18 protein-coding genes, 1 tRNA gene and 1 pseudogene are annotated in these 26,531 nt (G+C 65.4%); 15 read left to right on the top strand and 5 right to left on the bottom strand.

The genetic code is table 11. The features are described 5' to 3' along the window. Window positions 1-86 precede the first annotated feature (86 nt). From F7D09_RS03280 to dapC, 4 genes are all read left to right on the top strand, one after another. A complete protein-coding gene (locus F7D09_RS03280) occupies window positions 87-1,310 on the top strand; it encodes a UDP-N-acetylmuramate dehydrogenase (protein WP_376863128.1) in 1,224 nt (407 codons plus the stop codon). Window positions 1,311-1,611: 301 nt separating this feature from the next. Beyond that, window positions 1,612-3,129 carry an amino acid permease gene (locus tag F7D09_RS03275; protein WP_152234017.1) on the top strand — a complete coding sequence of 506 codons (1,518 nt, stop codon included), beginning with the start codon at window positions 1,612-1,614 and terminating at the stop codon, window positions 3,127-3,129. A gap of 183 nt (window positions 3,130-3,312) precedes the next feature. Beyond that, entirely contained in the window at window positions 3,313-3,636 is a 324-nt protein-coding gene (gene fdxA / locus F7D09_RS03270; protein ID WP_152233997.1) for a ferredoxin, read from the top strand. A 12-nt stretch (window positions 3,637-3,648) separates the two neighbouring features. Next, entirely contained in the window at window positions 3,649-4,845 is a 1,197-nt protein-coding gene (gene dapC / locus F7D09_RS03265) for a succinyldiaminopimelate transaminase (protein ID WP_152233996.1), read from the top strand. A gap of 280 nt (window positions 4,846-5,125) precedes the next feature. Here the strand turns inward: dapC and dinB are convergent, their stop codons facing one another. Continuing rightward, complete coding sequence (dinB, locus tag F7D09_RS03260; protein ID WP_152233995.1) at window positions 5,126-6,418, bottom strand: DNA polymerase IV; 1,293 nt, start codon at window positions 6,416-6,418, stop codon at window positions 5,126-5,128. 136 nt (window positions 6,419-6,554) lie between these two features. Between dinB and F7D09_RS03255 the strand changes: the two genes are divergently transcribed. The 5 genes from F7D09_RS03255 to F7D09_RS03235 all read left to right on the top strand — a co-directional run bounded on the left by F7D09_RS03255 (window position 6,555) and on the right by F7D09_RS03235 (window position 11,510). Next, entirely contained in the window at window positions 6,555-7,490 is a 936-nt protein-coding gene (locus tag F7D09_RS03255; protein WP_152233994.1) for an EamA family transporter, read from the top strand. Window positions 7,491-7,633: 143 nt separating this feature from the next. Continuing rightward, window positions 7,634-7,721: transfer RNA gene (locus F7D09_RS03250), tRNA-Ser, on the top strand. A gap of 209 nt (window positions 7,722-7,930) precedes the next feature. Beyond that, window positions 7,931-9,262, top strand: coding sequence for a tyrosine-type recombinase/integrase (locus F7D09_RS03245; RefSeq protein WP_152233993.1), 1,332 nt, complete (start codon window positions 7,931-7,933; stop codon window positions 9,260-9,262). A gap of 551 nt (window positions 9,263-9,813) precedes the next feature. After that, window positions 9,814-10,089, top strand: coding sequence for a MerR family transcriptional regulator (locus F7D09_RS03240; protein ID WP_152233992.1), 276 nt, complete (start codon window positions 9,814-9,816; stop codon window positions 10,087-10,089). 41 nt (window positions 10,090-10,130) lie between these two features. Next, window positions 10,131-11,510 carry a YfjI family protein gene (locus F7D09_RS03235; protein WP_152233991.1) on the top strand — a complete coding sequence of 460 codons (1,380 nt, stop codon included), beginning with the start codon at window positions 10,131-10,133 and terminating at the stop codon, window positions 11,508-11,510. 1,993 nt (window positions 11,511-13,503) lie between these two features. Here F7D09_RS03235 and F7D09_RS03230 read toward each other — a convergent pair. Together F7D09_RS03230 and F7D09_RS03225 are read right to left on the bottom strand one after the other, a co-directional pair. After that, complete coding sequence (locus F7D09_RS03230; protein ID WP_152233990.1) at window positions 13,504-13,986, bottom strand: hypothetical protein; 483 nt, start codon at window positions 13,984-13,986, stop codon at window positions 13,504-13,506. 14 nt (window positions 13,987-14,000) lie between these two features. After that, window positions 14,001-14,588, bottom strand: a complete 588-nt coding sequence (locus tag F7D09_RS03225) for a hypothetical protein (RefSeq protein ID WP_152233989.1) — start codon at window positions 14,586-14,588, stop codon at window positions 14,001-14,003. Between the two features lie 985 nt (window positions 14,589-15,573). On the opposite strand from F7D09_RS03225, the gene F7D09_RS03220 reads away from it, so the two are divergent. The 6 genes from F7D09_RS03220 (at window position 15,574) to rpsI (ending at window position 21,822) form a co-directional block, all read left to right on the top strand. Beyond that, the gene (locus tag F7D09_RS03220; protein WP_376863125.1) at window positions 15,574-16,947 is read left to right on the top strand and encodes a CapA family protein; all 1,374 of its coding nucleotides are present in this window, start codon (window positions 15,574-15,576) and stop codon (window positions 16,945-16,947) included. Next, window positions 16,928-17,572 carry an IMPACT family protein gene (locus tag F7D09_RS03215; RefSeq protein ID WP_152233988.1) on the top strand — a complete coding sequence of 215 codons (645 nt, stop codon included), beginning with the start codon at window positions 16,928-16,930 and terminating at the stop codon, window positions 17,570-17,572. Before F7D09_RS03220 ends, F7D09_RS03215 begins: the two co-directional genes overlap by 20 nt. A gap of 56 nt (window positions 17,573-17,628) precedes the next feature. Beyond that, complete coding sequence (locus F7D09_RS03210; RefSeq protein ID WP_152233987.1) at window positions 17,629-18,303, top strand: AbrB family transcriptional regulator; 675 nt, start codon at window positions 17,629-17,631, stop codon at window positions 18,301-18,303. A gap of 149 nt (window positions 18,304-18,452) precedes the next feature. Continuing rightward, window positions 18,453-20,621: a 4-alpha-glucanotransferase gene (malQ, locus tag F7D09_RS03205; protein WP_152233986.1), complete on the top strand. Its 2,169-nt coding sequence runs from the start codon at window positions 18,453-18,455 to the stop codon at window positions 20,619-20,621. A 238-nt stretch (window positions 20,622-20,859) separates the two neighbouring features. Beyond that, entirely contained in the window at window positions 20,860-21,309 is a 450-nt protein-coding gene (gene rplM / locus F7D09_RS03200) for a 50S ribosomal protein L13 (RefSeq protein ID WP_152233985.1), read from the top strand. Between the two features lie 21 nt (window positions 21,310-21,330). Then, on the top strand, window positions 21,331-21,822 hold the full coding sequence (rpsI, locus tag F7D09_RS03195; RefSeq protein WP_152233984.1) for a 30S ribosomal protein S9: 492 nt from the start codon (window positions 21,331-21,333) through the stop codon (window positions 21,820-21,822). Window positions 21,823-22,522: 700 nt separating this feature from the next. Here rpsI and glgX read toward each other — a convergent pair. Together glgX and F7D09_RS11355 are read right to left on the bottom strand one after the other, a co-directional pair. Then, a pseudogene (gene glgX / locus F7D09_RS03190) lies at window positions 22,523-24,763 on the bottom strand (glycogen debranching protein GlgX); the annotation flags it as partial. Window positions 24,764-24,797: 34 nt separating this feature from the next. Then, the gene (locus tag F7D09_RS11355) at window positions 24,798-26,207 is read right to left on the bottom strand and encodes an ROK family protein (RefSeq protein ID WP_226835904.1); all 1,410 of its coding nucleotides are present in this window, start codon (window positions 26,205-26,207) and stop codon (window positions 24,798-24,800) included. Window positions 26,208-26,531: the final 324 nt, after the last annotated feature.

The raw sequence follows: 26,531 nt of genomic DNA, 5'->3' as shown, positions 1-26,531 counted from the left end.
CCGGCCACTGTAGTACGCCGTCGGACGCAATGCGCCGGCGGCGGCGTACGCCCGCACACTCACGGGGCGCGTGTACGCTGGAGCGCATGACGAGTTTTGCAGACCTCACCACCATCGCAGTCGGCGGACGCATCGCGCGGTTCGTCGAGCCCACCTCACGCGTCGGCGTCATCGAAGCCGTCGAGGACGCCGACAGCAAGGGACTGCCGTTGTGCGTGATCGGCGGCGGCTCCAACCTGCTCGTGTCCGACGAGCCGTTCGACGGCGTCGTGATCCGCGACGCACGCCGTCGCATCACCGTGCCCGACGAGGCGGCGCCGGTCGAGAACGGCGAACGCATCGTGCACGTGAACGCCGAAGCCGGCGCGAACTGGGACGATTTCGTCGCCTTCACCGTCGAGCTGGGCTTGGAAGGCGTGGAAGGACTGTCCGGCATCCCCGGCACGGTTGGCGCGTCCGTCGTGCAGAACATCGGCGCATACGGCCAGGAGGTCGCCTCCAGCGTCGAATCCGTGGAGGTGTGGGACCGCAAGACCAAGACCACACGCGACATCCCCGCCGCCGACATGGGGTTCGGCTACCGCATGAGCGCGCTCAAAGCGAGCATGTACCAGGCGCCCGCGGTGCCTGCCGACCGATTCTTCCCCACGCCGCGCTACGTAGTGCTGTCGGTGACGTTCGTGCTCCGCCACAGCGCACAGGGCACGGTCGGCTACGGCCAGCTGGCGAAGGCGCTCGGCGTCGAGGTCGGCGACCGCATGGCGACCACGGTCATCCGCAACGCCGTGCTGCAGGTGCGTGCGGCGAAAGGCATGCTGGAGGACGCCACGCGGTACGGCAATCCGGCGATGGCCGGCACGAAACGCACCGACCAGGTGGCCATCGCGATGAATGCGCAGGCGGCTCAGGCGGACGCTTCGGCAACGCAGCCGGACGCAGCCCCCGCACCTGACTATGACCGCCACAGCTGCGGCAGCTTCTTCATGAACCCGATCCTCCACCCCGCCGCCGCGGCCGCGTTGCCGCCGGACGCGCCGCGGTTCGCCGCCACCCTGCCGGACGGCACGCCGGGGGTCAAGACGTCCGCGGCCTGGCTCATCGACCATGCCGGCTTCCACAAGGGATACCGGATCGCGCCGGACGCGCCGGCGAGTCTGTCCACGCTGCACACCCTCGCCCTCACCAACCGTGGGAGCGCATCCGCCGCCGACATCGCCGCCCTTGCCAAAGCCGTGCAGGACGGCGTCGAGCAGGCCTTCGGCATCCGGCTCGTCCCCGAACCCGTCGTCGTCGGCCTGGACCTGCGCTGAGCCGCGGCGTGCGTCCGGCCGGCAACGCACTTGCCCGGCCGCATCCGTCGGCGTCCGCCAAACAGGCGAACCGGCTCACCCACCCGGCAGCCGCCCTTGTCATCGACCGCGGCTAATGTCGTGACGTCGGCAAACGCAGTCCGGTCGCGGCGCCCATCAACGGTGACGACAACAGCGGCCCGGACGGCGGCGATCGCGGTGACGGCCCTGCCGGCCGCGCACCGCGACGACACCGACACAGCAATACAGAACGACACGGCACCGCCGTCAACGGCGCGCAATCGGGAGCACAACCATGTCCATGCACATATTCCGCAAGAAGTCGGTGGAGCAGACCATCGCCGAAACCGGTGAGGAGGGGCGCTCGCTGAAACGCAACCTCACCTGGTGGGACCTGTCCATCATGGGCGTCGCGGTCGCGGTCGGCGCGGGCATCTTCTCGGTGGGCGCGCAGGCGGCCGCCTTCCACGCGGGCCCCGCGGTCATCATCAGCTTCCTCATCGCCGGCGTCGTGTGCGGCGCGGCGGTCATGTGCTACGCCGAGTTCGCGTCGATGATCCCGGTGGCAGGCTCCGCCTACACGTTCACATACACGACGATCGGCGAGATCGTGGCCTGGGTCATCGGCTGGGACCTCATCCTGGAGATGCTCATGGCCGGCTCGGTCATCTCCAAGTACTGGGGCGTCTACCTCAACGACTTCATGCACCTCATGGGCTGGAATGCGGACACGAACATCGCCATCGGCTCGTTCCACCTTGACGTTGCGCCGCTCATCATCGTCGCGTTCTTCACCACGCTGCTCGTCTTCGGCACGAAGATCGGCGCGCGCGTGGACGGTGCGATGACCGTGCTCAAGATCGCCATCGTGTTCTTCGTGGTCATCGTCGGCTTCTTCTATGTCAAGGCGTCCAACTTCACGCCGTTCATCCCGCCGGCCGAACCCGCCTCCGCGGTGCCCGGATCGACCGTCACCGGCTCGTGGGAGCAGCCGCTGTGGCAGTTCATGACCGGCATGACGCCGAGCGTGTACGGCATTCCGGGCATCCTGTCCGGCGCGGCGCTCGTCTTCTTCGCGTTCATCGGCTTCGACGTGGTCGCCACCGCCTCCGAGGAGACGAAGGACCCGCACCGCAACGTGCCGCTCGGCATCGGCGTAGGCATGGCGCTCATCATCGTCATGTACATGCTGGTCGCCATCGTCACCACCGGCATGGTCTCGTACAAGGACCTCGCCGCGCAGCCGAACCCGTCGCTGTCCACCGCCTTCGAGCTGGTGGGCGCCGGCTGGGCCGCGAAGATCATCAGCTTCGGCATCGTGCTGGGCCTGGCGACCGTGGTCATGGTGCTGCTGCTGGGCCTGACCCGCGTCGTGTTCGCGATGAGCCGCGACGGCCTGCTGCCGCGCTCGCTCAGCCGCACCGGCAAGCACGGCACTCCCGCGGTGCTGCAGATCGTGGTGGGCGTGGTCATGGCGTTGGTCGCCGCCTGCTTCGACATCGGCGTGCTGTCCGACATGGTCAACATCGGCACGCTCTCCGCGTTCACGCTGGTCGCCGTCTCCGTGCCGATCATGCGGGCGAAGCGCCCCGAGCTGCCGCGCGCGTTCCGCATGCCCGGCAACCCGTGGGTTCCGGTGCTGATCGCGCTGGCGAACCTGTGGCTGATGCTCAACCTGTCCGTGCTGACCTGGCTGCGGTTCCTCGTGTGGCTGGTCGTCGGTTTCGCCGTGTACTTCGGCTACGGCTACCGTCACTCGCGGCTGGGCTCCGGCCAGCTGGGGGAGGGCGGCGACGGCGTGGCGCTCGCCGCCGACTGACTGCCGCGCGCGGTGCGGCCGGATTGCGTCCCGCGCCGAGCGTCGCAAGCCGGGACTATTCTTAAGTGCAGCGAAATCAGCGTCGCAGCCGTCGCCAGCGTCGCGGCGGTTGCGGATGATGATGAGATAAGTGACCATGATGCGCTACGGCGGTTGTCGTAGCGGAATTGAAGGAGACTTGCCATGCCGTATGTTGTCGCACAGCCCTGCGTGGACGTCAAGGACAAGGCCTGCGTCGACGAATGCCCCGTCGACTGCATCTATGAGGGTTCCCGTTCCCTGTACATCAACCCGAACGAATGCGTCGACTGCGGCGCATGCGAGCCGGTGTGCCCCACTGAGGCCATCTTCTACGAGGATGATTTGCCGGAGGAGTGGGCCTGGTACAAGGACGCCGCGGCGAACTTCTTCGCCGAGGTGGGCGATTTCGGCGGCGCCTCCGCCCACGGCCCGATCGGCAAGGACCCCGAGCAGGTCGCCGCGCTGCCCCCGCAGAACCAGGACTGACGGTTCGCCGCCATGGGCTTCCATACGTTCTCATCGCCCTATGATTGGTCGCGCATCGCCGCGTACAAGAAGACCGCGCAGACGGTTGACGGCGGCATGATTGACCTGTCCGTCGGCTCTCCGGTCGACCCCGTGCCGGACAGTGTCCGGGCGGCGCTTGCCGTGGCCGCGGACGCGCCGAACGCGCACGGCTATCCGGTGACAGTCGGCACCGCCGACCTTCAGGCCGCGATTCGCGAATGGTTCCTGCATCTGCGCGGCGTGGACCTGCGTGCGGTCAACGCCGCGGTCGTGCCGACGGTCGGTTCCAAGGAGGCCGTGGCGTTGATGGCTTCGCTGCTGCATCTGGGGCCCGGCGATGTGGTCGTACAGCCGCAGGTCTCGTATCCCACGTATGAGATCGGCACCCAGCTTGCCGGGGCCACGGTGCTCAAGGTGCGTGACGTGGCCGACGTGGACTCGTGGCGCAACGTTCCCGGAGTCAAGGCCGTATGGGTCAACTCGCCGTGCAATCCGACCGGTGACGTGATGGGCGCGGACTGGCTTGCCGGGGTCATCGCGGCGGCGCGGTCCATCGGCGCCGTGGTGCTGTCCGACGAATGCTATGCGCTGATGGATTGGCAGTCGGCCAGGTTCTCCGACCGTTCCGCGGTCGCCGAATCGAACGAGCCCGCCGCGGCTGAAGCGTTCAGCCTGTCCGCCACGCCGTGCGCCCTGTCGCCGCGCGTATGCGAGAACAGCGCCGACGGTGTGCTGGTGCTGTATTCGCTCTCGAAGCAAAGCAACATGGCCGGCTATCGCACCGCATTCATCGCCGGCGACTACCGACTGGTGACCGAGATGACCTCCTACCGCAAGCAGATCGGCGAGATCATCCCCGGTCCCGTGCAGGCGGCCATGGCCGCGGGATTGCGCGACGTCGCCGCCGTCCATGCGCAGTGGCGGCGCTACCATGACCGTCTCGCCACGCTGGTCGATGCGCTGCAGGCGGCCGGTTATGACGCCCGCATGCCGCAAGGTGCGCTCTACGTGTGGGTGCGCGCCCGCGGCGGCGACTGCTGGCAGGACATGGCTGCGCTGGCCAAGCTCGGTATCGTGCCGAGTCCCGGCGAATTCTATGGCGAACCGGCATACCTGCGGTTCTCCGCCACCGCCACCGACGAGGCAATCGAAGCTGCGGCTGAGCGGTTGAAGCGTTCCGCGGCCTGAGCCTTCCACGGGCTTTTCTGGCCCCGAAACAGCCCGGTGTGTGAGATGTGGGTGTTTTGTGGTGTGATGATGACGTCGCCGTATCGGTGTCGGAACCGTTGCATCGTTGGAATGAAGCCGATTTGGACGTGAGCAGTCAATCGGGTCATGCTGGATTGCCGCGCATGAAACACCCACATCTCACGAAATGCATCTTGTGCAGGCAAAGCGACATGCGAATATGTCCATTTTGTCGTATATATGACGGCAATAACAGTGCTCCCATGGTGCTCCGCGGAGCTCACAGCCCCAGCCGGGCCGCATTGTTGCCGTATTTGCGGCGCACCGCGTCCAACGCCTGCTCGGCGCCACGCTGACGTGCGGAGCGCGTGCCTGTCCCGGCCGATTGCGCGGCCGACTCCTCCAACACGTCATCCAGCGTCGGCTGCACTGAGGATCCGGATTTCTGCGCCAATCCGCTCGCGCTCATGCCGGCCAGACGAATCTCGAAGGGCAGTCGGGGCATGTCGCCGCCCGTCGCTGCACGCTCGTCCGGTATCCCCATCATGCGCCGCAGCAGCATGACCGTCTGCGGATACAACGCCGATGCCGTATCCGTCGGCCGCTCCATCGTGTGCGACATCGTGCGGTAGCTCAGGTCGGCGAACCGCAGCTTCACCGTCACCGTGCGCGCCGTCAGCCCGCGACGCCGCAGCGAGCTTGCCACCTCGTCGCAGCACCGCCGCAGCAGGTCCATGACCTGCCGGGCGTCTCGCGTATCCGTGACGAACGTGCGCTCCGCGCCGACCGACTTCTCCGGCGTGTACGGCGTCACCTCGCGCGAATCCAAACCTCGCGAGGCGAGATACAGCCCATGCGCCGCCTTCGCCGAGCCGCACGCCTGCGCGAGCGTCGCCTCGTCCAACGCGGCTAGGTCGGCCACGGACCGCACGCCCCACGCGGCCAGCCGCCGCTCCAGCGACGGCCCGATGCCCGGAATGCCGCGCAACGGCATCATCTGCACGAACTCGGCCTGCCGTGCGCGCGGAATGAGCAGCATCCCGTCCGGCTTCGCGTTCGTCGACGCCATCTTCGCCACCAGCTTGTTCGTCGCGATGCCCACCGAACAGGTCACATGGAACCGTGCGGACACCTCCTGCCGCATCCACGCGCCGATCGCGCTCGGCCGACCCCACGCCAGCAGCGCGCCGGAGACGTCCATATACGCCTCATCCACCGAAACCTGCTCGAACCGGTCGGTCACACGGCTGAACACCTCGTCCACGATGCGGTGCGACATCATCCGGTAGTAGCGCATGTCCACCGGCAGGAACACGCCGTCAGGGCACAGCTGCCGGGCGCGGGCGGACGGCATCGCCGAATTGATGCCGTACCGGCGTGCCTCGTAGCTCGCCGCCGAGACCACCGAACGCGGCCCCGTGCCGATGATTACCGGCCGTCCCCTGAGCTCGGGATGCCGGGCCACCTCAAGCGAGGCGTAGAAGGCGTCCATGTCGATGTGCAGCACCGTGCAGCCGGTCTCGTCATGCCCCCAGTCACGCTTGGCGGCGGCCAGTCTCGGTGCGTTGCTCATGGTGCCCATCCTAGCCGCAGGGGTGGTGGTCGGCGGCCGGTCGGGCGGTGACGTTGCGTCCGTGATGCCGTTGCGGCGTCGCGGTCCGGCGAATCGCCCGACGGCCGCGCAGCCGCCACGGTGCTACCGTGACAGTATGAAGAAGGTCGTTCTTGAGGTGCTCAACCGTGTGCCGGTGTTCCTGATCGTCGTCGGCGAGGCGGTGTTCATGTATGCCGCGACACTGGTCGCGAAACTGGCGTTCACCCAACTCGATCCCCTGTACGCGGTGTGGTACCGCGTGGGGTTCACCGCGCTGATGCTGCTCGCCTGGCGACGGCCGTGGCGTGCGTCCCGACGCGGCGGCCTGCCGCACACGGGGCGCGACTGGGTGGTCGTGGCGGCCTGCGGAACATCCATCATGCTGATGAACACGATGTTCTATCTGGCCATCAGCAACATGAACGTCGGCATCGCGGTCGCCATCGAGTTCGTCGGACCGCTCACCGTGGCGGTGATCGCCGGCCGGTCGTGGCGTGAGCGGCTCGGCATCGCCATCGCGGCGTGTGGTGTGGTGCTGCTTGCCGGCATGTCGCTCTCCCAGCCGTCGGGCAGCCGGTTCCTGGTCGGCCTGGTCGCGATCCTGTGCGGCGGATCGATGTGGGGCGTGTACATCGTCATGGGACGCAAGGTGGCGGCGCGCGGCAATTCGCTTGACAACCTGAGCGTCGGCATGCTGATTGGCTGGGCGCTGCAGTCGGTGGTGCTGGCCGTCCCGGCGGTGCGGCATACGATCGAGCCGAAAGCGCAGGCCACGTGGGCGGTCGGCGCGCAGGGCGAGCTGAAACTGGTCGGCCTGCTGCTGGTCGTGGCGCTGTTCGCCTCGTTCATGCCGTATGTGGTCGACCAGGTGGTCATGCGCCGGACGACGTCGGGGGCGTTCTCGGTGATGCAGTCGATCAATCCGGCGGTCGCCGTGTTCATCGGCCTGCTGTTCGGCGAGTTCCCGACCGTTTGGGATTGCATCGGCGTGGCGCTGGTGATTCTTGCGGTCATCGTCACGTTCACCGGCGATACGAACCCGGCGAAATAAGGGGGTGCCGGCGCTCGCGGCGTACGTTCCGCCCGGCGCGTGGCGGCTGCCGACGTGCCGCTGCCGTCCGCCGCGGCACACCGTGTTGCTTTAGTCCGGGGGATGATGCTAAGATTACATGCTGTTGCGTGAAAGCGTGACATGGAGACATGCCTGAGTGGCCGATAGGGGCACCCTGCTAAGGTGTTAGTCGCGTTTAGCGGCTCGAGGGTTCGAATCCCTCTGTCTCCGCTCTACGGGGTCACGTCGATACGGCGTGACCCCTTCTGTTTATTGGTCTCAGGCCCGGTATTAAGCCGTTCCCACGCCCTATGATACACCCCCGTGAGCGCCGTGTTTCGGCGCGTTATTGCGCGTTGTAGCTAACTTCCTGACTAACGGCATGTCGGTTATAGTCGTCTGCAACAACACCACCTATCCCAGTGGAAAGGACGGCAAGTATGGGAAGAAAGGCAAGGACGTCGCGGCGCTCCGAGTTCGGCAGCGTGTTCCCCACGAGGTCACAGGCGAAGTCGGAACTGCGCAAGCCGGTGCAAAAGCGTGCTGTGATCGGCTGGACGGCGCAATACTCCAGTCCCATCGACGGGCGCAAGGTGACGAACAAGTTCAGGGGCGACGGCGCGGAACGCTTAGCCCGCGCATGGCTGGACAACGAGCGCGACTACATCGAGACGCTGAAGCGTCAGGGACGCCTTGACGAGTACCTGAACCCGAGCGAGCGCAAGACGGCGGCGCGGCGGCGGGACGAACGCGCCGACATGACCTATGACCGGTATGCGGAACAGTTCATCGAGGAATACCGGATGAACGGCGGCGACAGGCTCGCGCCCGGTTCCGTCCGGCAACTGGAGAACAATCTGCATTATTCCATCGCCGCGTTCAGGGGGCGGCGGCTGACGGACATCAAGCCTAGGGACGTGGGCCGGTTCCTTGACGGCGAGCACATGGGCGGGTTCACCGGTTTCAACGGCGAGACGGTACGGCGCAACGCCTACAAGGACATGAAGCGCGTCATGCGGAAGGCAACCGAAATGGGGATGGACGGAGAGGCACCGTACATCACCGCCACGCCCTGCACGTACGCCGCGCCCCCGGTGCCGCCGAGCAAACAGGCCGAAATACCCGTCGTCACCAATGAGCAGCTATGGAAGATCTACCACGACATGCCCGCCTATACGCGGCTCGCCCCTATCCTCGCCGTCGCCGTTGGCGGTATGCGTATCAGCGAGGTGTGCGCCCTGCGCCTGTGCGACATCGACCTTGACAAGAAAATCGTGCATATCCGCCATAGCCTGCGGCGCGGCGAGGGCGACAGGGGCAAACTACGGCTAGGGCCGACGAAGAACAGGGCGAGCAACGCAAGCGAGCCGATACCCGACGCCGTTGTTCCCCTGCTGCGCGAACACATCGCCAAGCACACGGACGGCAAACCGACGACGTTCCTGTTCCATTACAGGCACCCCGATGAACCTATCGAGCCGAACACGCTGCGCAACCACTTCAAGAAGGCGGCAGAGAACGCGGGACGCCCCGACCTGCATTTCCACACGCTCAGGGCCACGGCGGCGACGGCGGCGAAGAACGCGGGCGCTAGCGTCAAAGACTCGATGGCGTTGCAGCGCCACGCGGACGTGAAGACGAACGTGGAGATCTACCAGCGTTCCAGCATCGAGGAACGCCGGGCGCTCGCCAACAAGATCTATGCGCCCATCGACGCGGCCAAGGATGCTAGCGGGGACGGCGAGCGCCCCGCCATCGCAACGGCTGCATAACCGCGCGTGGTTCCGTCCGTGGTTCCGTCCGCCGCCGACCATGCGATCGGGCAGCAGATCGGGCAGCGGATAGGGCAAAATACAGGCTACGGAAGGCCAAAACGACACGCGGAAGACGGCGAGCGCCAAAAAATGCCGTGGCATTATTCAACGGTTGCAGAATGTATGCAGAAAATGTGGATAATCCCGCGTGCGGTTATGCACATGGTCAGACGGCAGCACCGGTGGGCCGGTGGATAACATGAGGATAAGTAGAACACACGTTCGTTATTTTCATGAGCATTAACCGGTTTCCAAACGTTTCATGTGCATCAAGTCGTTAGATTGTCGCGTACATGCGTGCTATGGTGCTGAACTACCAACGAACGAACGCGGTACATCCCATACACGGGACGTGTCAGCGGGAGAAACGAGCCGAAGACAAAAGACGGCGCGGGTACTGCAATACCCGCGCCGCCGCTGAAGCTCCCACGGGCGACGGTCTGCCGCCCGAAAAACCGAACCACCGGCAACGCCGGTGGGCATACTCCTTTAAGCAGAAAGGAACTTCGATGAACCAGACTAAGTCGTCCGTGTCGAATCTCAAAATCGGCAGCGCCATCGCCCTGCCGGTGTACACCAGCGTGGAAGCCATGCAACAGCTCCGTTGCGGACGCGCCTACCTGAACGATCTTGTACGCAAGGGCAAGGTGCGCGTCTATAAGCCGACCAACCGCAAGACCCTGTACAACCGCGACGACGTTCTCAAGGTGATGGGAGCGCCCCTCAACCAGCGTGCCTACGAACAGGCGGCGGGCATTGCTGCGGCGCTTGCGGGTGAAGAGTGAAGAGGGGCACCGCAAGTATGGGAAAGAACGGCACCCCTCCTATGAGCGTAGCAGAAACGGCACCCCGCCTGCTCCTGCCCGGCATGACCCACTACGGGGACGACTCAGAGTTCTGGGCCTCAAGCCCGCGACTGAAGTACATCCACGACTACGCGCTGGCTAGGGGCATGAACCCTTGGGCGGTGCTCGCCGCCACGCTCTGCCGCGCCGCCGCGTGCATCCCCCCGACCATCAAGACACCAGCGTTCAGGGGCGCTCAAAGTCCGCTGAACATGTACGCCGTCACGGTGGCACCATCGGGCGGCGGCAAGACGATGGCGCGGAAGGTGGCGGGCGAGATCATCCCCGACATGCTCAACGCCACCATCGCCGAACCCGCTTCAGGCGAGGGCGTCATCGCCATGTTCGCCATGCGCGTCCCCTTGCCCGCCAAGGAAGCGGGCGGCGCTCGCGGGCGTACCGTGCTCGCCTGCCGCAACATGCGGGCGTTCGTCGCCATTGACGAGATCACCAAACTGGGCGCGTTGTCCAGCCGTCAGGGGAGCACGCTCACGGGTACCCTGCTGACGGCATGGAGCGGCGGCGATCTTAGCAACTGGACTGCGAGCGAGGAGAAACGGCTGTCGGTGCCTGACGGCGCGTACAGTATCGGCATGTGCGCCGGTTCCCAACTGGCCAAGCTGGGCGTCATCGTCAGCAAGGAAGACGAGGGACTGCCGCAACGGTTCCTTTACGCCGAAGCGGAAGCGCCCGCCGAGCCTGCGGGCACGCCGCCGCCTGAAGGCGGTTTCGGCTTCGACGTCGCCAAGCTGCGGGACGCGTCCCCGTCCGCCGACCAGCTCGACCGCGTGTACAACGACAGTTCCGTAACGCTGCCTATCCGTGAACTGTCGTACCCCGATGGGGTCAAACCGCTTGTAGAGCAGAACGCGGAACTGCCGCTGAAGACAATCGACGCCCACACCGTGCTGACCTGCATTCGCACGGCGGGCATACTCGCCGTCATGGAGCAGCGGGACGGCCACGAATACGAGGTGACGCGCGACGACTGGAAGCGTGCCGCCTACATCGTGCGGCACTCGCGCATGGTACGGGACCGGTGCATCGCGGCGGGCGCTGCGGAACGGCGTAGGCAGCGCAAGAAGACCATGAAGGAACGCGCGGAAGACGGCGAGGCAGTGGCAACGGCGCTCGCCGGTGACGCGATCATCGAGTTTCTGAAGCGCCGGGACGTGACGACTGCGGCGAGCGCCAAGGGCTACGGAAGGTATGGGACGACCTCGCGGACTATCCGCAACGGCATTTCCACCAACTACCGGATTGTGTGCGGTAAGGTGCTGGACGATCTTGTACTAGCCGGGAGACTTGGGACTGTCGCACTGGACGACCGGGAAACTACGCTGTACTACCTGAAGCAGTAGGACGAGTACGCGCCTGTAGGAATGTCACTTCAAGGGGGTATTTCTCACATGAGATGTACCCCCTTGTTTTGTTTTTTCCCGTGTAGATAGTTGTCTACATGTCTACACGTTGCGGCAGTAGGGCTAAGGGCATGTTTTTGCACTGTCTACACGGCTGTCTACTTGTCTACACGGATACCGCTTGTAGACAAGTAGACAACCGTGTAGACAGTCATGAAATAACCCCGGAAGCCTTGGAAACATTGGTGTAGACATGTAGACAACTATCTACACGGGAAAAGCAGAAAAGGGAACAGGGAAGCGAACATGAATCGTGTTCGTTTCGCACATCATGATAATGGCGTCCGTGCGTCATGGATGATACAGGATATGTAGCTTTACCTAATCGGCTACGTAGTTTCAGAACCGCTTTAGGCATCATGGGTGATACAAGTCTTGTATCGATTCAATATTCGCTTTCAGGTGTTCCCGGATATCCGCGCCCTTATCGTGTGCGCCGCCTGCTGCGGTAGGGCTGTCATGGGGCAAGCGTGGCGGCAGCCACGCGCGGCAGCGGCAAACGTCAGCCGCCACCGCTGGAAGGCGGGACATGCCGGGAAGGCGGCGAGCGCCACCGCCTGCGAGCGTGCGCCGAGGTGCGGGCATGAGTTCACCATTACTGAAGTCATCGAGTCCGCACGGCTGCACGCGCTGCAATGTGGCTGCTAATCCACATTGCTTGTGTGGCCGCGTCCGTCCTGCCGCTGCGTGTATCCGCATGTATCAGCGTGTAGTAAATGACATAAAGATGGACGGCTTGTTTCTTTACGTAGGTCGCCGTTCTGTTCTTGCATATCGTGCGATAACGTCGGCGCAACCGCCTGACCCCTACTGCCGTAAGGCGTCCGAGCATCGACACGCCCGGAATGTGCGTGAGTCGGCGCAACCGGAACCGTTGCAATTCCAACGTTTCCGTGATCGTGTGCGACGGGTTCACGCCGCCGTTCCTTTATCAATCCCGCCGCCGTCGCCGCGGCCGTCATGCCATGCAGCGCACGCGGGACTGTCGCCCCTGACCTTGGCTTAGGGCGTGGCCCGCCCGGACACCATCGGCGGTTAGATCACGGCGGCGACGATGGCGATACATGCGGCGTCGCCGCTGCCATGAAGGACGCGGAACAACATTACATTAAGTAAAGTTGGCGGAATTGCAACGGTTCCGGGGTATGACCCCGCCATGTCACGCTAATCTCAAAAGGAACCGGGGACACCATTCACGGGCGAAACCAGAGACACAGCGGCCTTGACGCACATGCCGGGGGCACCCTCCCCCGACCCCCCTTATATGACGGCGGCACGTCCTGCCGGTGGAAGGGACGCCATGGGCGGCAGCGCCTGGGATGGCCTGCCGGATACCGTAGGCGCTGGAGACGTCATCACCGGGCATCGCCTGCGAGCGCCAAGGGGCACGTGCAGCGCCGCGCCTGTTGCCGTCCCCGCTGCCGGTGCCGCTGCCATGCCGTCCCCTGCCGTGCTGCCGGTGTGCGCTGCGAGGGCGGCCATAGATCACGGCATGAGGGCGGTAACGTTTTTTCAGTGCATGGCTACGGGATGCATCCAGCGGCGGAACCGGTGTCACAGCGGCATCCCCACCGGCGGCGGCTAGCCACGGCACCGTGAGGACTGCAACGTTTTTTCGTGAATGGCTCCAGAATGCATCCAGCGTCAGAACTAGAGTCGCTGCGGCCTTGACGCGCGTACGCGGGTACCCTCCCCACCGGGGGCGGGATGCGTGCAGCCGTGGCGCTGCCGGTGTGGCGGCGGCGCTGCGATGTCCCGCGCCGTGGTCTTAAGAGGTCTTAAGAGGGCTTAGGACGGCAGCACATGAGGGCGGATACAAGAGAGCGCCGCAAGCATCACATGTGCCTGCGGCGCTCCATGCCCGCCCCTGTAGGGCGGCTAGCCGTCACGGGATACCATCCCCATTACGGACTGTATTCCTGCCGTGGGGCGGCTAGATCTTCTGTTCCGTGTCTGCCGTGTCTGCCATGGCGCTGCCGGTGGTGGCGTCCTGCCGTTGCGAGTCCGTGCGGCGCTCGCCGGTGACGTGTTCGGCTGCGTCGCGTATCGCCCGCGCCATGGCCTCTATCTGCCGCGCGTCGGGTTCCGGCATGTCCTGCCGGTAGGCGGCGGCCATGAGGGCGAGGCACGCGGCGGCACGGTCGGCCAACTGCAAGGGGACGTCATGCCCGCCCTCGCCGTCCGCCACAATGATGCTGCCGTCAGCCGTGCGCACGCCGTCCCCGCTGTCGGTGACGCTCACAGTGAGCAGCACGCCCAACGAATAGCCGGGGTCATCCACCGCGTTGCAGCCGCCCACGAACGACGTGCGGCGCTCGCCGCCCATAGTCCTGATATCGACATCGCCCGCCCACCGTGGCACGCAAGGCGCTGCCGTAGAGTCCAGCATGAAACGATCATCGTTCGTCGTCGTCATCGTTCCAGCCCCTCTCATCGTTCCACCACGCCACAGCCCGCCGTGTCCGCATAGTCGGCGATCTGCCGCAACTGCCACGACTCAAGGACGATGCTGCCGCGCTCCATGCCGCCGACGCTGACACGCGCCCTGCCGCGTCCTGCCGGACTCACGTACAGGGGGCGCGTAGAGTCCTCCCCGTTCTCATACACAAGCAGACTGGTAGACATGCGCCGGTAGTCGTCGTACGTCAGACAGTCGCGCGTGATCGGGCAAACCATCGAACACATGGCGGCGAAGTCGGTCAGCGTGTACCCGAACGCCGCCGCGTACCGCTCCACGTCCGCCACCTCAATGTCACGGCTGCCGTCCAAGTGACGGCGCACCATGTCACCGCTCAGGCCCGCATGGTCTGCGAGCGCCGCCACGTTCCATCCCCTGCCGTTCGCCAACCGGCACAACAGAGCGGCGATCCTGTTGCGGCTCATGCTGTCGGTCGCACAATACATGCACCGGTTGCGGCGAATGCCACGGTCAAGCCCCTCCAGCGTGCGCGACGCCGCAAGCGTGTCGCCCGCACGCACAAGCGCGGGGATGGGGTCGATACGAGAATTGATTGCCATTGATGGCCTCCCATTCTTGCAAGCAGAGCCGTAAAGGAATTGTGAAAACAGCGCCGATAACTAACTTATTAACTAACGGCGCTCGCCGTCATCCCCGAGAACGCTGGAATTCCAACGTTTCCGAGGGGTACTGTTCAAATCCCTCTGTCTCCGCTCTACGGGGTCACGTCGATACGGCGTGACCCCTTCTGTTTATTGGTCTGGGTTAAGTAAAGAAACGTGGGTCTTATCCGCGTGTGTCGGCGGAGAAGCTGACTAGCTGGCGTGGGTGTCCGCCCCGGTCTTTTCCCTCGATGAATCTCGCGGGGTGGCCCGCCGGCGGTCTGTCGTACGGTCGTCTGCTACCGGAGTCTGATGGCTTTTGACCGGAAACGGCCGCGAAATGGCCTTTCCGTGGCCTTTTCTTATCAGGAGGCGACAGATCCTAGTCATAAACGGACGCCGACGAGTTGATTTGCGTCCGTTTTCGGATGGGATCCGGCAAGTCGTGGTCGCAAACGGCCGCTGATGGCCTCCTTCGAGAGCGGCAACGGTCGGCTGGCGGCGAAGATCGCACCAATCCGGGGTCACGGACCTGGAATGCCGCATGGCGTATCTTCCCAGCGCAAGAAATTACGGACGAACCATCGATCACGCCGCGGCACACGGCCGGCGTCCCGGCATCCGGGCCAAGAGAGCTCCTCGCGCCGGCTTTCAGACCCGTGTTTCCTGACTTGGCCACCTGCATCCTCATCTGCGGTACAGGTAGGGGAGAACGGAGGTACGCCGTTGTCCTTCCCTCCGGCTTCCCATTGTACCGGTGCCGGGCAACCGACACGACAGCATCGATGTTCATATGGTAAGAGATTTATTTCACTATTTGACTGCTGGCACATGGTGCCACACACCTCCGCCATCACGGGACCACGCCCCTTCGCATCCCCGCGCGTCACCGGTAACGGCAACGCATTAGACTGGGAATCCACGGTAAAAGAGAGGAGTACCAATGGGGCATACTCGCAAGTACGGTCAGCATGGCCGCCCTCCGGCATCGTCATCATGGCCCGGCCGCATCGTCGCGGCGGCGCTCGCCGTAATCCTCGTACTCGCGGCGGCTGTCTGGTATGTGTCCGGCATGCCGTTCAGCCCGTGGGGGAGCGCGGCTCAATCGCGGACGTCCCAGACCGCGCAGCCGCAGACCGGAACAAGCAGTCAGCCTCTGAACCGCACGCAGTCCGTCCCTGAGCCGGTCGTCGAACATCACGGCAACTCGCCCGACTGCCCCGACCGCGACTGCATCTCGGTGCTCGTCAACGGCGACCTGCTGTTCCATCCGAACCTGTGGAAGCATTTCGCCTCCGCCAACACCGCCGCCACCGACGGTACCGCGTTCGACTTCGCCCCGCTGTTCGAGCCGATGCGGCGCTACATCCAGGCCTCCGACATCGCCGTATGCGAGTTTGAGACGCCGATCGCTCCGCGCGGCGGCCCGTACGCCGGCTACCCGGTGTTCGCCATCCCGCCGGAGGTCGCGGACGCCGCCGCGAACGTCGGGTTCCAGGCCTGCACCCACGCCACGAACCATTCATGGGACCAGGGCGCCGACGGCGTGAACCGGCTGTGGGACACGCTCGCCGCCAAAGGCGTCGCGCAGACCGGCTCATACAAGAGCGAGGCCGACTCCACGAAACCGTTGGTCGTGGACTCGCCGACCGGCGGCGGCAAGCTCGGCATCGTCACCGGCACCGTCTCGCTCAACGGCGAGGTCGCCGACTATGACTGGCGCGTCGACCGTCTGCGCGAGGCTGGCGACCCGCATCACCAGTCGGACATCGACCGCGCGGTCGCCAAGGCCAAGGCGGCCCGCGAGCAGGGCGCCGACGTGGTGGCGATGGCCATGCACTCCGTGCAGGAGTACATCGACTACGCCGACTCATGGCAGGTCTCCGAGGCGCACGAGCTTGCCGACACGGGCGCGTTCGACGTGATCTACGGCGCGGGATGCCACTGCGTGCAGCCGATCGAGCATTATCATGGCACGTGGATCATCTACGGCACCGGCAATGCGGTGACCGTGAGCGCGCCCGCCAGCCGCATCGTCAACAACCAGGGCATCACCGCGCGCATCCAGTTCGCCGGCCGCAAGGGCCAGGCGGGCAGCTGGCGGGTGAACCGCATCGACTGGGTGCCGACCGCGAACATGCGGCAGGGCGAATACCGCTGGTGCCCGATCTCGTCCGACCATCCGGACGGCACATGCTGGTCTGCCGACCAGGATGCCCAGGTGCGCCAGCGGATATGGAACGTCATCTACGCCATGGGCGCGGACAGTAACGTGGTAAGGGAGTGGAACATCACCGATGAGACGAACCGTTCTTGACGCCGCCGACTCGCCGGCGCACGACTCGCTGGTCGAGAAGAAGTCCGAGTTCATCGCCGACGCCTGCCATGCCGACACGCTCGACGAGGCGCTCGCATTCGTCGAGACCATCCGCGAGCGGCATCCCAAGTCCCGGCACGTCGCGTACGCGGCCATGTGCGTGGACGGCGACGGGCGCGTCAGCGAGCGCATGAGCGATGACGGCGAGCCGTCCGGCACCGCAGGCAAGCCGATTCTCGACGTGCTGCGGCAGGGCGACCTGATCGACTGCGTGGTGACGGTCACCAGGTATTTCGGCGGCATCCTGCTCGGCTCCGGCGGCCTGATCCGTGCGTATTCGTCGGCCGCGTCGCTGGGGGTGAAGGCCGCTCGGCTGGCCGATATCGTCGCCTGCCGCAGGTATGCGGTCGACCTGCAGTATCCGCAGCTCGCCGTGTTCCAGCAGATCGCGGCGTCCTGCGACGGCCGGCTGGAGAACGAACAGTACACGGACCGCGTCGCGTTGGACGTGGTGTTGCCGCAGGCGAGGGAGGGCGAGTTCCTGCGGCGCGTGCGCGAGTCGTTCAACGCGGCCGTCACGCCGCGGCCGCTCGAGCAGGTGAGCCGCCCGGTCCCGGTGGCGTGAGCGCGCCGGAGGGGAACATATGGTTCCCTTCCGCACACGCGCGGTAAGGTGAGGGTATGACTGATACGAATGAGAAGAACGCCGCGCCGGACGCGGCGCAGGCCACCGACACGACTGCGGCCGGGCAGCAGGCCGCGCCCGACTTCGAGCCGCTGACGACGACATACGAGAGGCTGCGGCACTCGACTGACAGCGCCGAACTGTCCGAGTTCGCACGACGGCCGCTGCCCGACCGTTCCGACCAGGCGGCGTTCTCGCGCGCCACCGCACTGCTGGAGGCCGTGGCCGGCAACCTCAACACGCCGGTGGAGGACCGCATCATGCTGGCGAGCACCATGCCGTTCCCGAACATCCTGGTGAAGCTCTCGTCCGACCCCGAGGCGGACGTGCGCCGGGCCGTCGCCGCCAACGAGGACGACAAGAACTGGCTGGTGGGCCGCCTCACTAAGGACGCGGTGCCCGAGGTGCGCGACGCGGCGCTGCGCAACAAGCGCACGTCGTGGAAGATGCGGCTGGAGGGTGCGCAGAACCCGGACGTGGACGCGCAGACGCTGGACTTCCTTTCCGATCTCGGCGTATCGAGCGAGCCTGACGCCCCGGTGATCCTGGCGACCATGGTCCGCCGGGCCGTCGCGCTCAACCCGCAGGTCGCTCCTGAGACTTTGGAAAAGCTGTGCGGCGACCCGGCGCCGGAGGTCGCGAAGGCCGCGAAACGGGCGAGCGCGAGCTGACGCCCCGCATGCCGCTCGCCGCCTATGGCCGGTGAGAGCGCTCTCAGTGCATTGGCGTCATGTCACAGGCTCGTTATCTGCGGCAAAAAATGACGTAAATTCGCGGCGTATGGCAGCGTGCCGGGTGCACGCTGGCTTACACTGAAGGTATGACAGAGAGTACTGAAAGTGCGGAGCGCCTTGCCCGGCCGCTGATCCATCTGGCTCAGCTGGTCGGTTTGGCCACGAGTTATGTGGGAATGACCAACGACTACCACGAGATCGACGATGATGTCCTGGTGGCATTGCTGGGCGCTCTGGGAGTCGATGCGCATGACGACGAGGCCATCGACGCATCAATTGTCCGCATTCTGGACCAGCGCCATGGACGTCTCGTCGCGCCCACCGTGCTGCACATCGCCGACACCGAGGATCGTGTGCTGGTCAACACCGGCATCATGGACATCCCCTCGGCCACGCTGACGCTTGAGGACGGCACGGCGTACGAGGGCACGCTGGAGCCCGGTCCCGGCGACGGCTCGCAGGCGTACGAGGTGGGCGGCCGGTTCGTCGCCACAGCGCTCATCATCATCCCCGCCGACGTGCCGGTCGGCTACCACACGCTGCACGTCACCGTCGGCGACCGCACCGAGGATGCCACGCTCATCAGCGCGCCGCAGCGCATCCCGACGCTGCCCGCCATGCAGAAGGATCAGCTGTGGGGATGGATGGCCCAGCTCTACTCCATCCGCTCCTCCGGTTCGTGGGGTGTGGGCGACTTCGAGGACCTCAAGACGCTGCTGGTCGAGTCGCGCAAGAAGACAGGCGCCGACTTCATGCTCATCAACCCGCTGCACGCGGGCGAGCCGGTCGCGCCGCTCACCCCGTCGCCGTACCTGCCGATCTCCCGCAGGTTCGTCAACTTCACGTACATCCGCCCGGAGTCCATCCCCGAATATGCGACGCTCGACAACGACACGCGCGGCCAGGTGGACGAGCTGCACGCGCAGGCCGACCCGCTCAACGGCGACGCGCAGATCATCGACCGTGATTCGATGTGGCGCGTGAAGATGCATGCGCTGTGGCTGATCTTCAAGGCCGGCCGCACCCATGAGCGCCAGCAGGCGTTCGACGAGTACAAGCGCACCACGGGCGAGGGGCTGGAAGCCTATGCCACCTGGTGCCTGTGCTACGACAAGTGGGGTGCTCCGACCGGCGCCCCCGACAGCTGGGAGAAGCGGCTCGACAAGAACTCCGACGAGGTGATCGGGCTGCGCAACCAGTTCCCCGACACGCTCGACTTCTACCGCTGGATGGAATGGATCGCCAACGAGCAGTTCGACGCCGCCCAGCGCGCCGCGAAGGACGCCGGCATGCACATCGGCATCATGGCCGACATGGCCGTCGGCGTGCACCCGTCCGGCTCCGACGTGTGGTGGAACCCGGAGCGTTTCGCCAAGGGCGCCACGGTCGGCGCGCCGCCGGACTACTTCAACCAGCAGGGCCAGGACTGGAGCCAGCCACCGCTCAACCCCATCGACCTGCAGAACACCGGCTATCTGGCCTACCGTCACATGGTGCATGGCATGTTCGCCCACGCGGGCGCCGTGCGCATCGACCACATCCTCGGCCTGTTCCGGCTGTGGTGGATCCCGTCCGGACACACCGCGAAAGACGGTTCCTACGTGCACTACGATTCCGACATCATGCTCGGCGTCCTCGCCATCGAGGCGGAGCGCGCGCATGGCGTGGTCGTCGGCGAGGACCTGGGCGTCGTACCGAGCTACGTCGCCGAGTCGCTGTCCTCGCACGGCGTGCTGGGCTGCGCAGTCGAATGGTTCGAGCAGATGGACGGCAAGTTCCGCGCGCCGAAGGACTGGCGCGAGTACGCGCTGGCCTCGGTCAACACGCACGACCTGCCGCCGGCGGCAGGCTACCTCGCCTACGAGCATGTGCAGCTGCGCGAGCGTCTGGGCCTGATCGAAGGGTCGACCGAGGATTTCGAGGAGCATGCGCGCGCCGAGCACAAGGCCATGATGGACATGCTCGTGGCGAACGGCTACCTCGACCCCGAGCTGCTGGAGGACGAGAAGGGCAACGAGCAGCAGATCGTGGAGGCGCTCTACCGCGGCCTTCGCGGCTCGCACTGCAAGCTGCTTGCGGCCTCCATCGTCGACGGCGTCGGCGAGCGTCGTGCGCAGAACCAGCCGGGCACCAACAACGAGTACCCGAACTGGCGCATTCCGCTGGCCGACGGCAAGGGCAACGTGGTGCCGCTGGAGGAGCTGTTCTCCAACCCGCGCCTGCTCTCGCTGACCAGGGTCATGCAGGGTCGATGACCATCCGGCGGGGCCGTCGGAGGCCCTGCCGCAATGGTATGCCGCGCGGGCGTTGCGAAATGTCAACGCCCGCGTTATTATAAAGGATTGTTGTGTTTCCCTAAGGGGTCCTTCAAAGCGCTTTCCCACTCGCCATCGAGGACTTTCAGGGAGCCCACGGATAATGAGGCCGGAACAGCCACGTCTAACCAGCGTGCGGTTCGGGCCCGGAACACAATAATCAAGAAAAGGTATACCAGTGAAAACTTTCACTCCGAAACCAGCCGATCTGACCCATGACTGGTACATCATCGATGCCACCGACGTGGTGCTGGGCCGCCTGTCCACTCAGGTCGCCAACCTGCTGCGCGGCAAGAACAAGCCGACTTACGCCCCGCATGCCGATTCCGGCAACTACGTGATCATCATCAACGCCGACAAGATCGCTCTGACCGGCAACAAGATGGGCAAGGAACTGTACTCGCACTCCGGTCGTCCCGGTGGCCTGCGTCGCGACAGCTACGCGGAGCTTCTGGCGAACAAGCCGGAGCGCATCATCAAGGCTGCCGTCAAGGGCATGCTGCCGAAGAACCGTCTGGCCAAGGTGCAGCTGGATCGCCTGCGCATCTTCCGTGGTGCCGAGCATCCGCACACCTCTCAGCAGCCGCAGGTCTTCGAGATCAAGCAGATCTCGCAGCAGTCCAAGTGAACCGAAGGGAGATAGAGAATCATGGCTGAAAACACCAACGACTCCGCGGTTCAGGCAACCGAAGAGGAGCTCACCACCTACACCACCGAGACCAACGCGGGTGCCGGCACCGGCACCTCCGCGATCGCTCCCGGCTACGGCACCGGCCGTCGCAAGGAAGCCGTCGCCCGTGTGCGTCTGATCCCGGGCTCCGGCAAGTGGACCATCAACGGCCGCACCCTGGAGGAGTACTTCCCCTCCAAGCTGCTGCAGCGTGAGGTCAACTCCCCGATCGTGCTGCTCAAGCTCGAGGGCAAGTTCGACGTCGTCGTCCTCGTCGACGGTGGCGGCACCACCGGCCAGGCCGGCGCCATCCGCCTCGGCGTGGCCCGCGCGCTGAACGCGATCGACCGTGACGCCAACCGCATCACCCTGAAGAAGGCCGGCATGCTGACTCGCGACTCCCGTGTCGTCGAGCGCAAGAAGGCTGGTCTGCACAAGGCACGTCGCGCTCCGCAGTTCTCGAAGCGTTGATTGTGTCCCGCCATCATGGCGGGTGCATGGCTTACGAAAAAGGCTCCCCGTGGATTCCATTCCACGGGGAGCCTTTTTCGTAAGCCATGCACCTCGTCACTCTGCTCGCCCGAGCAGAGTGACGCAACCCCTGCAACGCTCACTGCGTCTTGCACATGACGCTGATGCTCAACGCGGGGACGAACCAGCGGTCATCACTGGGAGCCTGCGGTTCGGCGGCTGCGGTCCCGTCCGGCGCAGCGCCGGTATCCGCTTCAGCCGTCGCGGCTGTGGCGTCCTGCGTGGCGTCCTGCGTGGCGTCCTGCGGACCGGCCGGCGATGCGCTGACTGTCCTGGCGGCGGCAGCGGTGGCACCGGCAGCACCGGTTCCCGTCTGGACCGCCCCGGCTCCGGCAGGGCCGTTCGCAACGGCGCCGCCTGCCGCGGCGTCCACGATCCCGGCGTCCGCGGTGTTGGCGCCGGCACTGCGGCTGGCGCTCCACCGCGAGACGCGGTCATGATTGTCGGTCCCGTTCTCGAACAGCACGTCGGCATGCTCGACCTTGGCGCCGAGCAGGTCCAGCTTCGACTGGGCCGCCAGCGTCGCCTGCACGGAGCGCACCACCTCGCTGATCTGGTCCTTCGGCGTCACGGACATCGTCCAGTTGCTGTCGTTCGCCCCGGCGCTGCCGATGCCGCGCACGCCGCCGACCGCAGGCCACCTGCCGATCGCCATCGCCGAGCTCCATGTGCACTTCCAATCGCAGTCGCGCGGCAGACGGAACGGCCTGTCCTCATCCACGCCGTTGATCACGATGAGCACGTCCGTCTCGTCACGCGACTCGCCCTGCGACACCAGCCGCATCGCGAAACTGCGCACGGCCGGGTTGAACCAGTCGCTGTCCATCGGCGTGGTGCCGTCCGGCAGATACCATTGCACCCGGCTCGACGGCTTGAACAGCCCCAGCTGGGTCAGCCTGGTGAAGAACTCCTCGTGATGGTACAGGTCCAGCGACTTGCGCATGGCGATGAGCCGCGAGACGGTCTCCAGCCGGTGCATCTGCAGGGTCTTGCGGGTTTGGTACAGCCAGTCCCAGTCCAGCCAGGTGATGTCGTTGTCCTGCGCGTAGGCGTTGTTGTTGCCGTGCTGCGTGTTGCCGAACTCGTCGCCGGCCAGCATCATCGGCGTGCCGAGCGAGAGCATGAGCGTGCCCAGCATGTTCATCACGGCCTGCTCGCGGCGGCGGATGACCGCGGGGTCGCTGCTCGGCCCTTCCACGCCGAAGTTGACCGAATGGTTCACGTTCGAGCCGTCGTTGTTGTTCTCGCCGTTCGCCTCGTTGTGCTTGACCGCGTACCGTGTCAGATCGGTGATGGTGAACCCGTCGTGGCAGGCCACGTAATTGATCGACGACACACATCCGCGGCCCGGTTCGGTGGCGAACAGGTCCGCCGAACCGCACAGTCGGGTGGCCATCTCCTGCATGCCGACGCCGCTGCCTGCGGGAACGCCGGGCTGCGTGTCGGTCAGCCAGAACCGTCGGGTCGCATCCCGGAACCGGTCGTTCCACTCGCTGAATGGCATGCCGAAACCGCCGGTGCGCCATCCCTGCGGTCCCAGGTCCCACGGCTCCATGATGAGCTTGAGGTTGCCGAGCAGCAGGTCGGAACGCAGCGCGTACAGGAACGGATGATGCTTGGTGAACTCGCCGTCGAGACGGGCCAGGGAGACGCCCAGGTCGAAGCGGAACCCGTCGATGCCGATGCGTTTCGCCCAATAGCGCAGCGAGTCCACGGCGAACGTCACCACATGCGTGTTCGTGAAGTCGAACGTGTTGCCGCAGCCGGTCGTGTCCTCCAGCCGGCCGATGTTGCCCCGCTGCCGCCGGTAGTACGAGATCGCGTCGAGCCCGCGCCAGCAGACGGTCGGCCCCTCCACGCCGCCTTCGCACGTGTGGTTGTACACCACGTCCATGATGACCTCGAACCCGGCCTCGTGCAGGGCGCGGACCATGTCGATCACCTCGTCGCGCACCGCCCTTGCGCCCGCCTGCTGGGCGGCCGCGGTGGCGTACGACGGCTCGGGCGCGAAGTAGCCGAGCGTCGAATACCCCCAGTAGTTGTGCCGTCCGCGCTCCTGCAGGAACAGCTCGTCCTGCTTGGCTTGGATCGGCAGCAGTTCGATCGACGTGACGCCGAGCCCCTGCAGGTAGGCGAGCGTGGTCGGATGCGCGAGCCCCGCGTACGTGCCGCGCAGTTCCTTCGGCAGCCATGGCGCGTTCGCCGTGAACCCCTTGACGTGCAGCTCGTAGAGCACGGTCTTGCTCCACGGCACGTGCGGGTGGACCGGGTCAGCGTCGTGCTTCGTCTCGTCGCGGTCGTCGATCGCCACGGAAACCGGCATGTTGCCGAGCGCGTCCACGGTGCTCATCGCGCCGAACGCCGAGCCGTGCACCCGTCCGTCGTCGCCGATCTCGCACTCGTACGAGAACGCGGCCGGGCACAGCTGCATCGCCCCGTCGATGCCCTTGCCGTACGGGTCGAGCAGCAGCTTGTACGGGTTGAACCGCAGCCCCTTGGCAGGGTCCCACGCGCCGTCCACGCGGTAGGCGTAGCGCATGCCGTCCCACGCCTTGGGCAGGTGCACGTACCACAGGCCGTAGTTCGGCCCCTCCATGCGGAAGATCGTCTCGCGCACGTACATCGATTCGATGATGCGCGTGCAGACGGCGTGTTCGTGGATTTCCTGGATGAACGGGGTGGTGGAGTCGTCGAAGATGCGGATCGCGTCGTTGAAGAACGCGGTCGGCTGGTCGACGGCCTCGTAGACGCACAGCCAGACCTGATCGGCGGTTTCGGAACGGACCACGGCGTCGGCGCCGCCATCTTCGGTGAAGTAGAGTCCTGGACGTGTCGAGTAGCGATGGGGTATCGCATACCGTTGTGGTATCGCGTGTTTCATACACCCATTGTAGCGTTGTCGTTTTTGTCGTGGCTCAGATGCCGGCCCCGCCCCCGGCGATCGTCTCCAGATACCGTTGCACGAGGCGCAGCGCGGCGCCCTCGGCCACCGGGTCCGTGCCGCATTCCCTGGCGCCGCACCGCCCTGTGCGCAGCGTGAAGTCCTGCAGTGCGGCCGGCTGCAGCAGCCGGATGCGGGCGTGAAGGTCGGCCATGTCGTCGTCGTCAAGGTATTGCGCGGCCTCGCCGGCGATGATGACGTCCGCGGGGATGATGCGCCGCAGGTTCGCGATGCACAGCGCCACCCATCCAAGCCATTCGTCCATGCGCGCGCGGTGATGCGTCTCGCCCTGCTCGAGCACGCTGAAGAAGCCGGGGATGCTTTCGTAATCCTCGGTCAGGCTTTCGGGGGAGCAGTATGCCGCCATGCAGCCGAGACGCCCGCACCGGCATGGGCGTCCCTGCGGCACGAGCGTCATGTGGGCGATGGCGTCGTACGGCGGCGTGGCGAGTCCCGTGGCAGCGGCGTCGCCGCCGAGCGTGTGCCGGTCGAGCGCGATGGCGCAGCTCGGTGTGCGGTCGAGATACAGGAAGATCGCGTTGGCGAGGTTCCGGTCGTGCCAGAGTTCGGCGGTTGCCGCCGCGTCGCACGGACGGGTGTGCAGGATCGGCCAGTGCGTGCGGAGAATGTCGCTGGGGTCGGCCGGCGCGGTGCCGGTTGCGGTGGTTGGGTTGGTGGGGCTGGTTGCGCTGGTGCCGATGCTCGGTGTGTTGCCGGCCGCAAAGGATGTGCCGGTGGACGCTAGGGCTGTCGCGCTGCCGGTTGCGGTGGGTGCGCTGCCGGCGCTGGCCGGACGGTCTGTGCCGGCAGTGAGACCGCTGGTTGCGTCGCCGCCGGTGCCGCCGGTGCGGTCTGCATGCGCCGTTTCGGCGGCTGACATCGTCCCGTCGTGCGTCATCATGACGCCGAGGACCTTGCCGTGCCGTCTGCCGACCGTCTCGGTGAAGTCATCGATGGCATGGTACGCCCGCTGCCAGTAGGCGGGGACGTCACGGTACGGCAGCGCGCGGCTGACGGTCGCGACGACGGTGCCGTCGAGGTCGAGGGCGTTGAGCTCCAGCGTGTGCCGGCGTATCGTCGCCGAGACGGCGGTGCGGTGCCGTGGATTGAACCGGTGGGTGCGTGCCTTGCGGCCGCCGGTGGATTTCAGCTGTGGGCCGGGCTGCACGATGCCGTCGCGTTCGAGGCCGTTGAGGGTGGATGTGATGGTCGGCGCGCTCAGGTGCAGGTCCTGCGCCAGCTGTGCCTTGGTGGCCTGCCGATGCTCGAGCAGATACCGGAGCACGGCGTTGCCGTTAGGCGCGACGTTGCCGGGTGCGACGTTGCCGGGTACGTTGCTGTCGGGTACGTTGCTGCCGGCGGTGGCGGGGATGATGTCGTCCACGGTGACGGTCCTTTCCGAGCGGGGTGCGCGGCAGTGTTGCGGTGATATGCTGCAGCACTTTTGGTAAAGGATTTTATATAAGTTTGGCTCATTGGACAACTTAGATAAAATGACTTTATAAAAGTAATGCTTGGTGCGTGTGCGCAATACTGTGCGATGGTGCGAAAAACATGACAAAACAGCACAAATACCGCTCAAAAGGGCCTGTTTTCGCGATAAAACACACAAAAAATAACAAAAACAGCACGAAACCAATCACGAAACGCCGTGGTTTTTGTTCATGTGCGAAGCGCTCGTACTTCCGATAGCCTGTGACGTAGACCA

The organism is Bifidobacterium leontopitheci, from assembly GCF_009193355.1.
GTDB lineage: Bacteria > Actinomycetota > Actinomycetes > Actinomycetales > Bifidobacteriaceae > Bifidobacterium > Bifidobacterium leontopitheci.
Note: the sequence above shows the minus strand (reverse complement) of the source record. Positions and strands in the feature narration are given on the sequence as shown.

Coding starts and splice junctions, on each gene's coding strand:
- malQ (WP_152233986.1), top strand. CDS start 18,453: ATGACAGAGAGTACTGAAAGTGCGGAGCGCCTTGCCCGGCCGCTGATC.
- F7D09_RS03215 (WP_152233988.1), top strand. CDS start 16,928: ATGAGACGAACCGTTCTTGACGCCGCCGACTCGCCGGCGCACGACTCG.
- F7D09_RS03230 (WP_152233990.1), bottom strand. CDS start 13,986: ATGACGACGACGAACGATGATCGTTTCATGCTGGACTCTACGGCAGCG.
- dinB (WP_152233995.1), bottom strand. CDS start 6,418: ATGAGCAACGCACCGAGACTGGCCGCCGCCAAGCGTGACTGGGGGCAT.
- F7D09_RS03255 (WP_152233994.1), top strand. CDS start 6,555: ATGAAGAAGGTCGTTCTTGAGGTGCTCAACCGTGTGCCGGTGTTCCTG.
- F7D09_RS03275 (WP_152234017.1), top strand. CDS start 1,612: ATGCACATATTCCGCAAGAAGTCGGTGGAGCAGACCATCGCCGAAACC.
- F7D09_RS03235 (WP_152233991.1), top strand. CDS start 10,131: ATGAGCGTAGCAGAAACGGCACCCCGCCTGCTCCTGCCCGGCATGACC.
- F7D09_RS03245 (WP_152233993.1), top strand. CDS start 7,931: ATGGGAAGAAAGGCAAGGACGTCGCGGCGCTCCGAGTTCGGCAGCGTG.
- fdxA (WP_152233997.1), top strand. CDS start 3,313: ATGCCGTATGTTGTCGCACAGCCCTGCGTGGACGTCAAGGACAAGGCC.
- rpsI (WP_152233984.1), top strand. CDS start 21,331: ATGGCTGAAAACACCAACGACTCCGCGGTTCAGGCAACCGAAGAGGAG.
- dapC (WP_152233996.1), top strand. CDS start 3,649: ATGGGCTTCCATACGTTCTCATCGCCCTATGATTGGTCGCGCATCGCC.
- F7D09_RS03220 (WP_376863125.1), top strand. CDS start 15,574: ATGGGGCATACTCGCAAGTACGGTCAGCATGGCCGCCCTCCGGCATCG.
- F7D09_RS03240 (WP_152233992.1), top strand. CDS start 9,814: ATGAACCAGACTAAGTCGTCCGTGTCGAATCTCAAAATCGGCAGCGCC.
- F7D09_RS03210 (WP_152233987.1), top strand. CDS start 17,629: ATGACTGATACGAATGAGAAGAACGCCGCGCCGGACGCGGCGCAGGCC.
- F7D09_RS03225 (WP_152233989.1), bottom strand. CDS start 14,588: ATGGCAATCAATTCTCGTATCGACCCCATCCCCGCGCTTGTGCGTGCG.
- F7D09_RS03280 (WP_376863128.1), top strand. CDS start 87: ATGACGAGTTTTGCAGACCTCACCACCATCGCAGTCGGCGGACGCATC.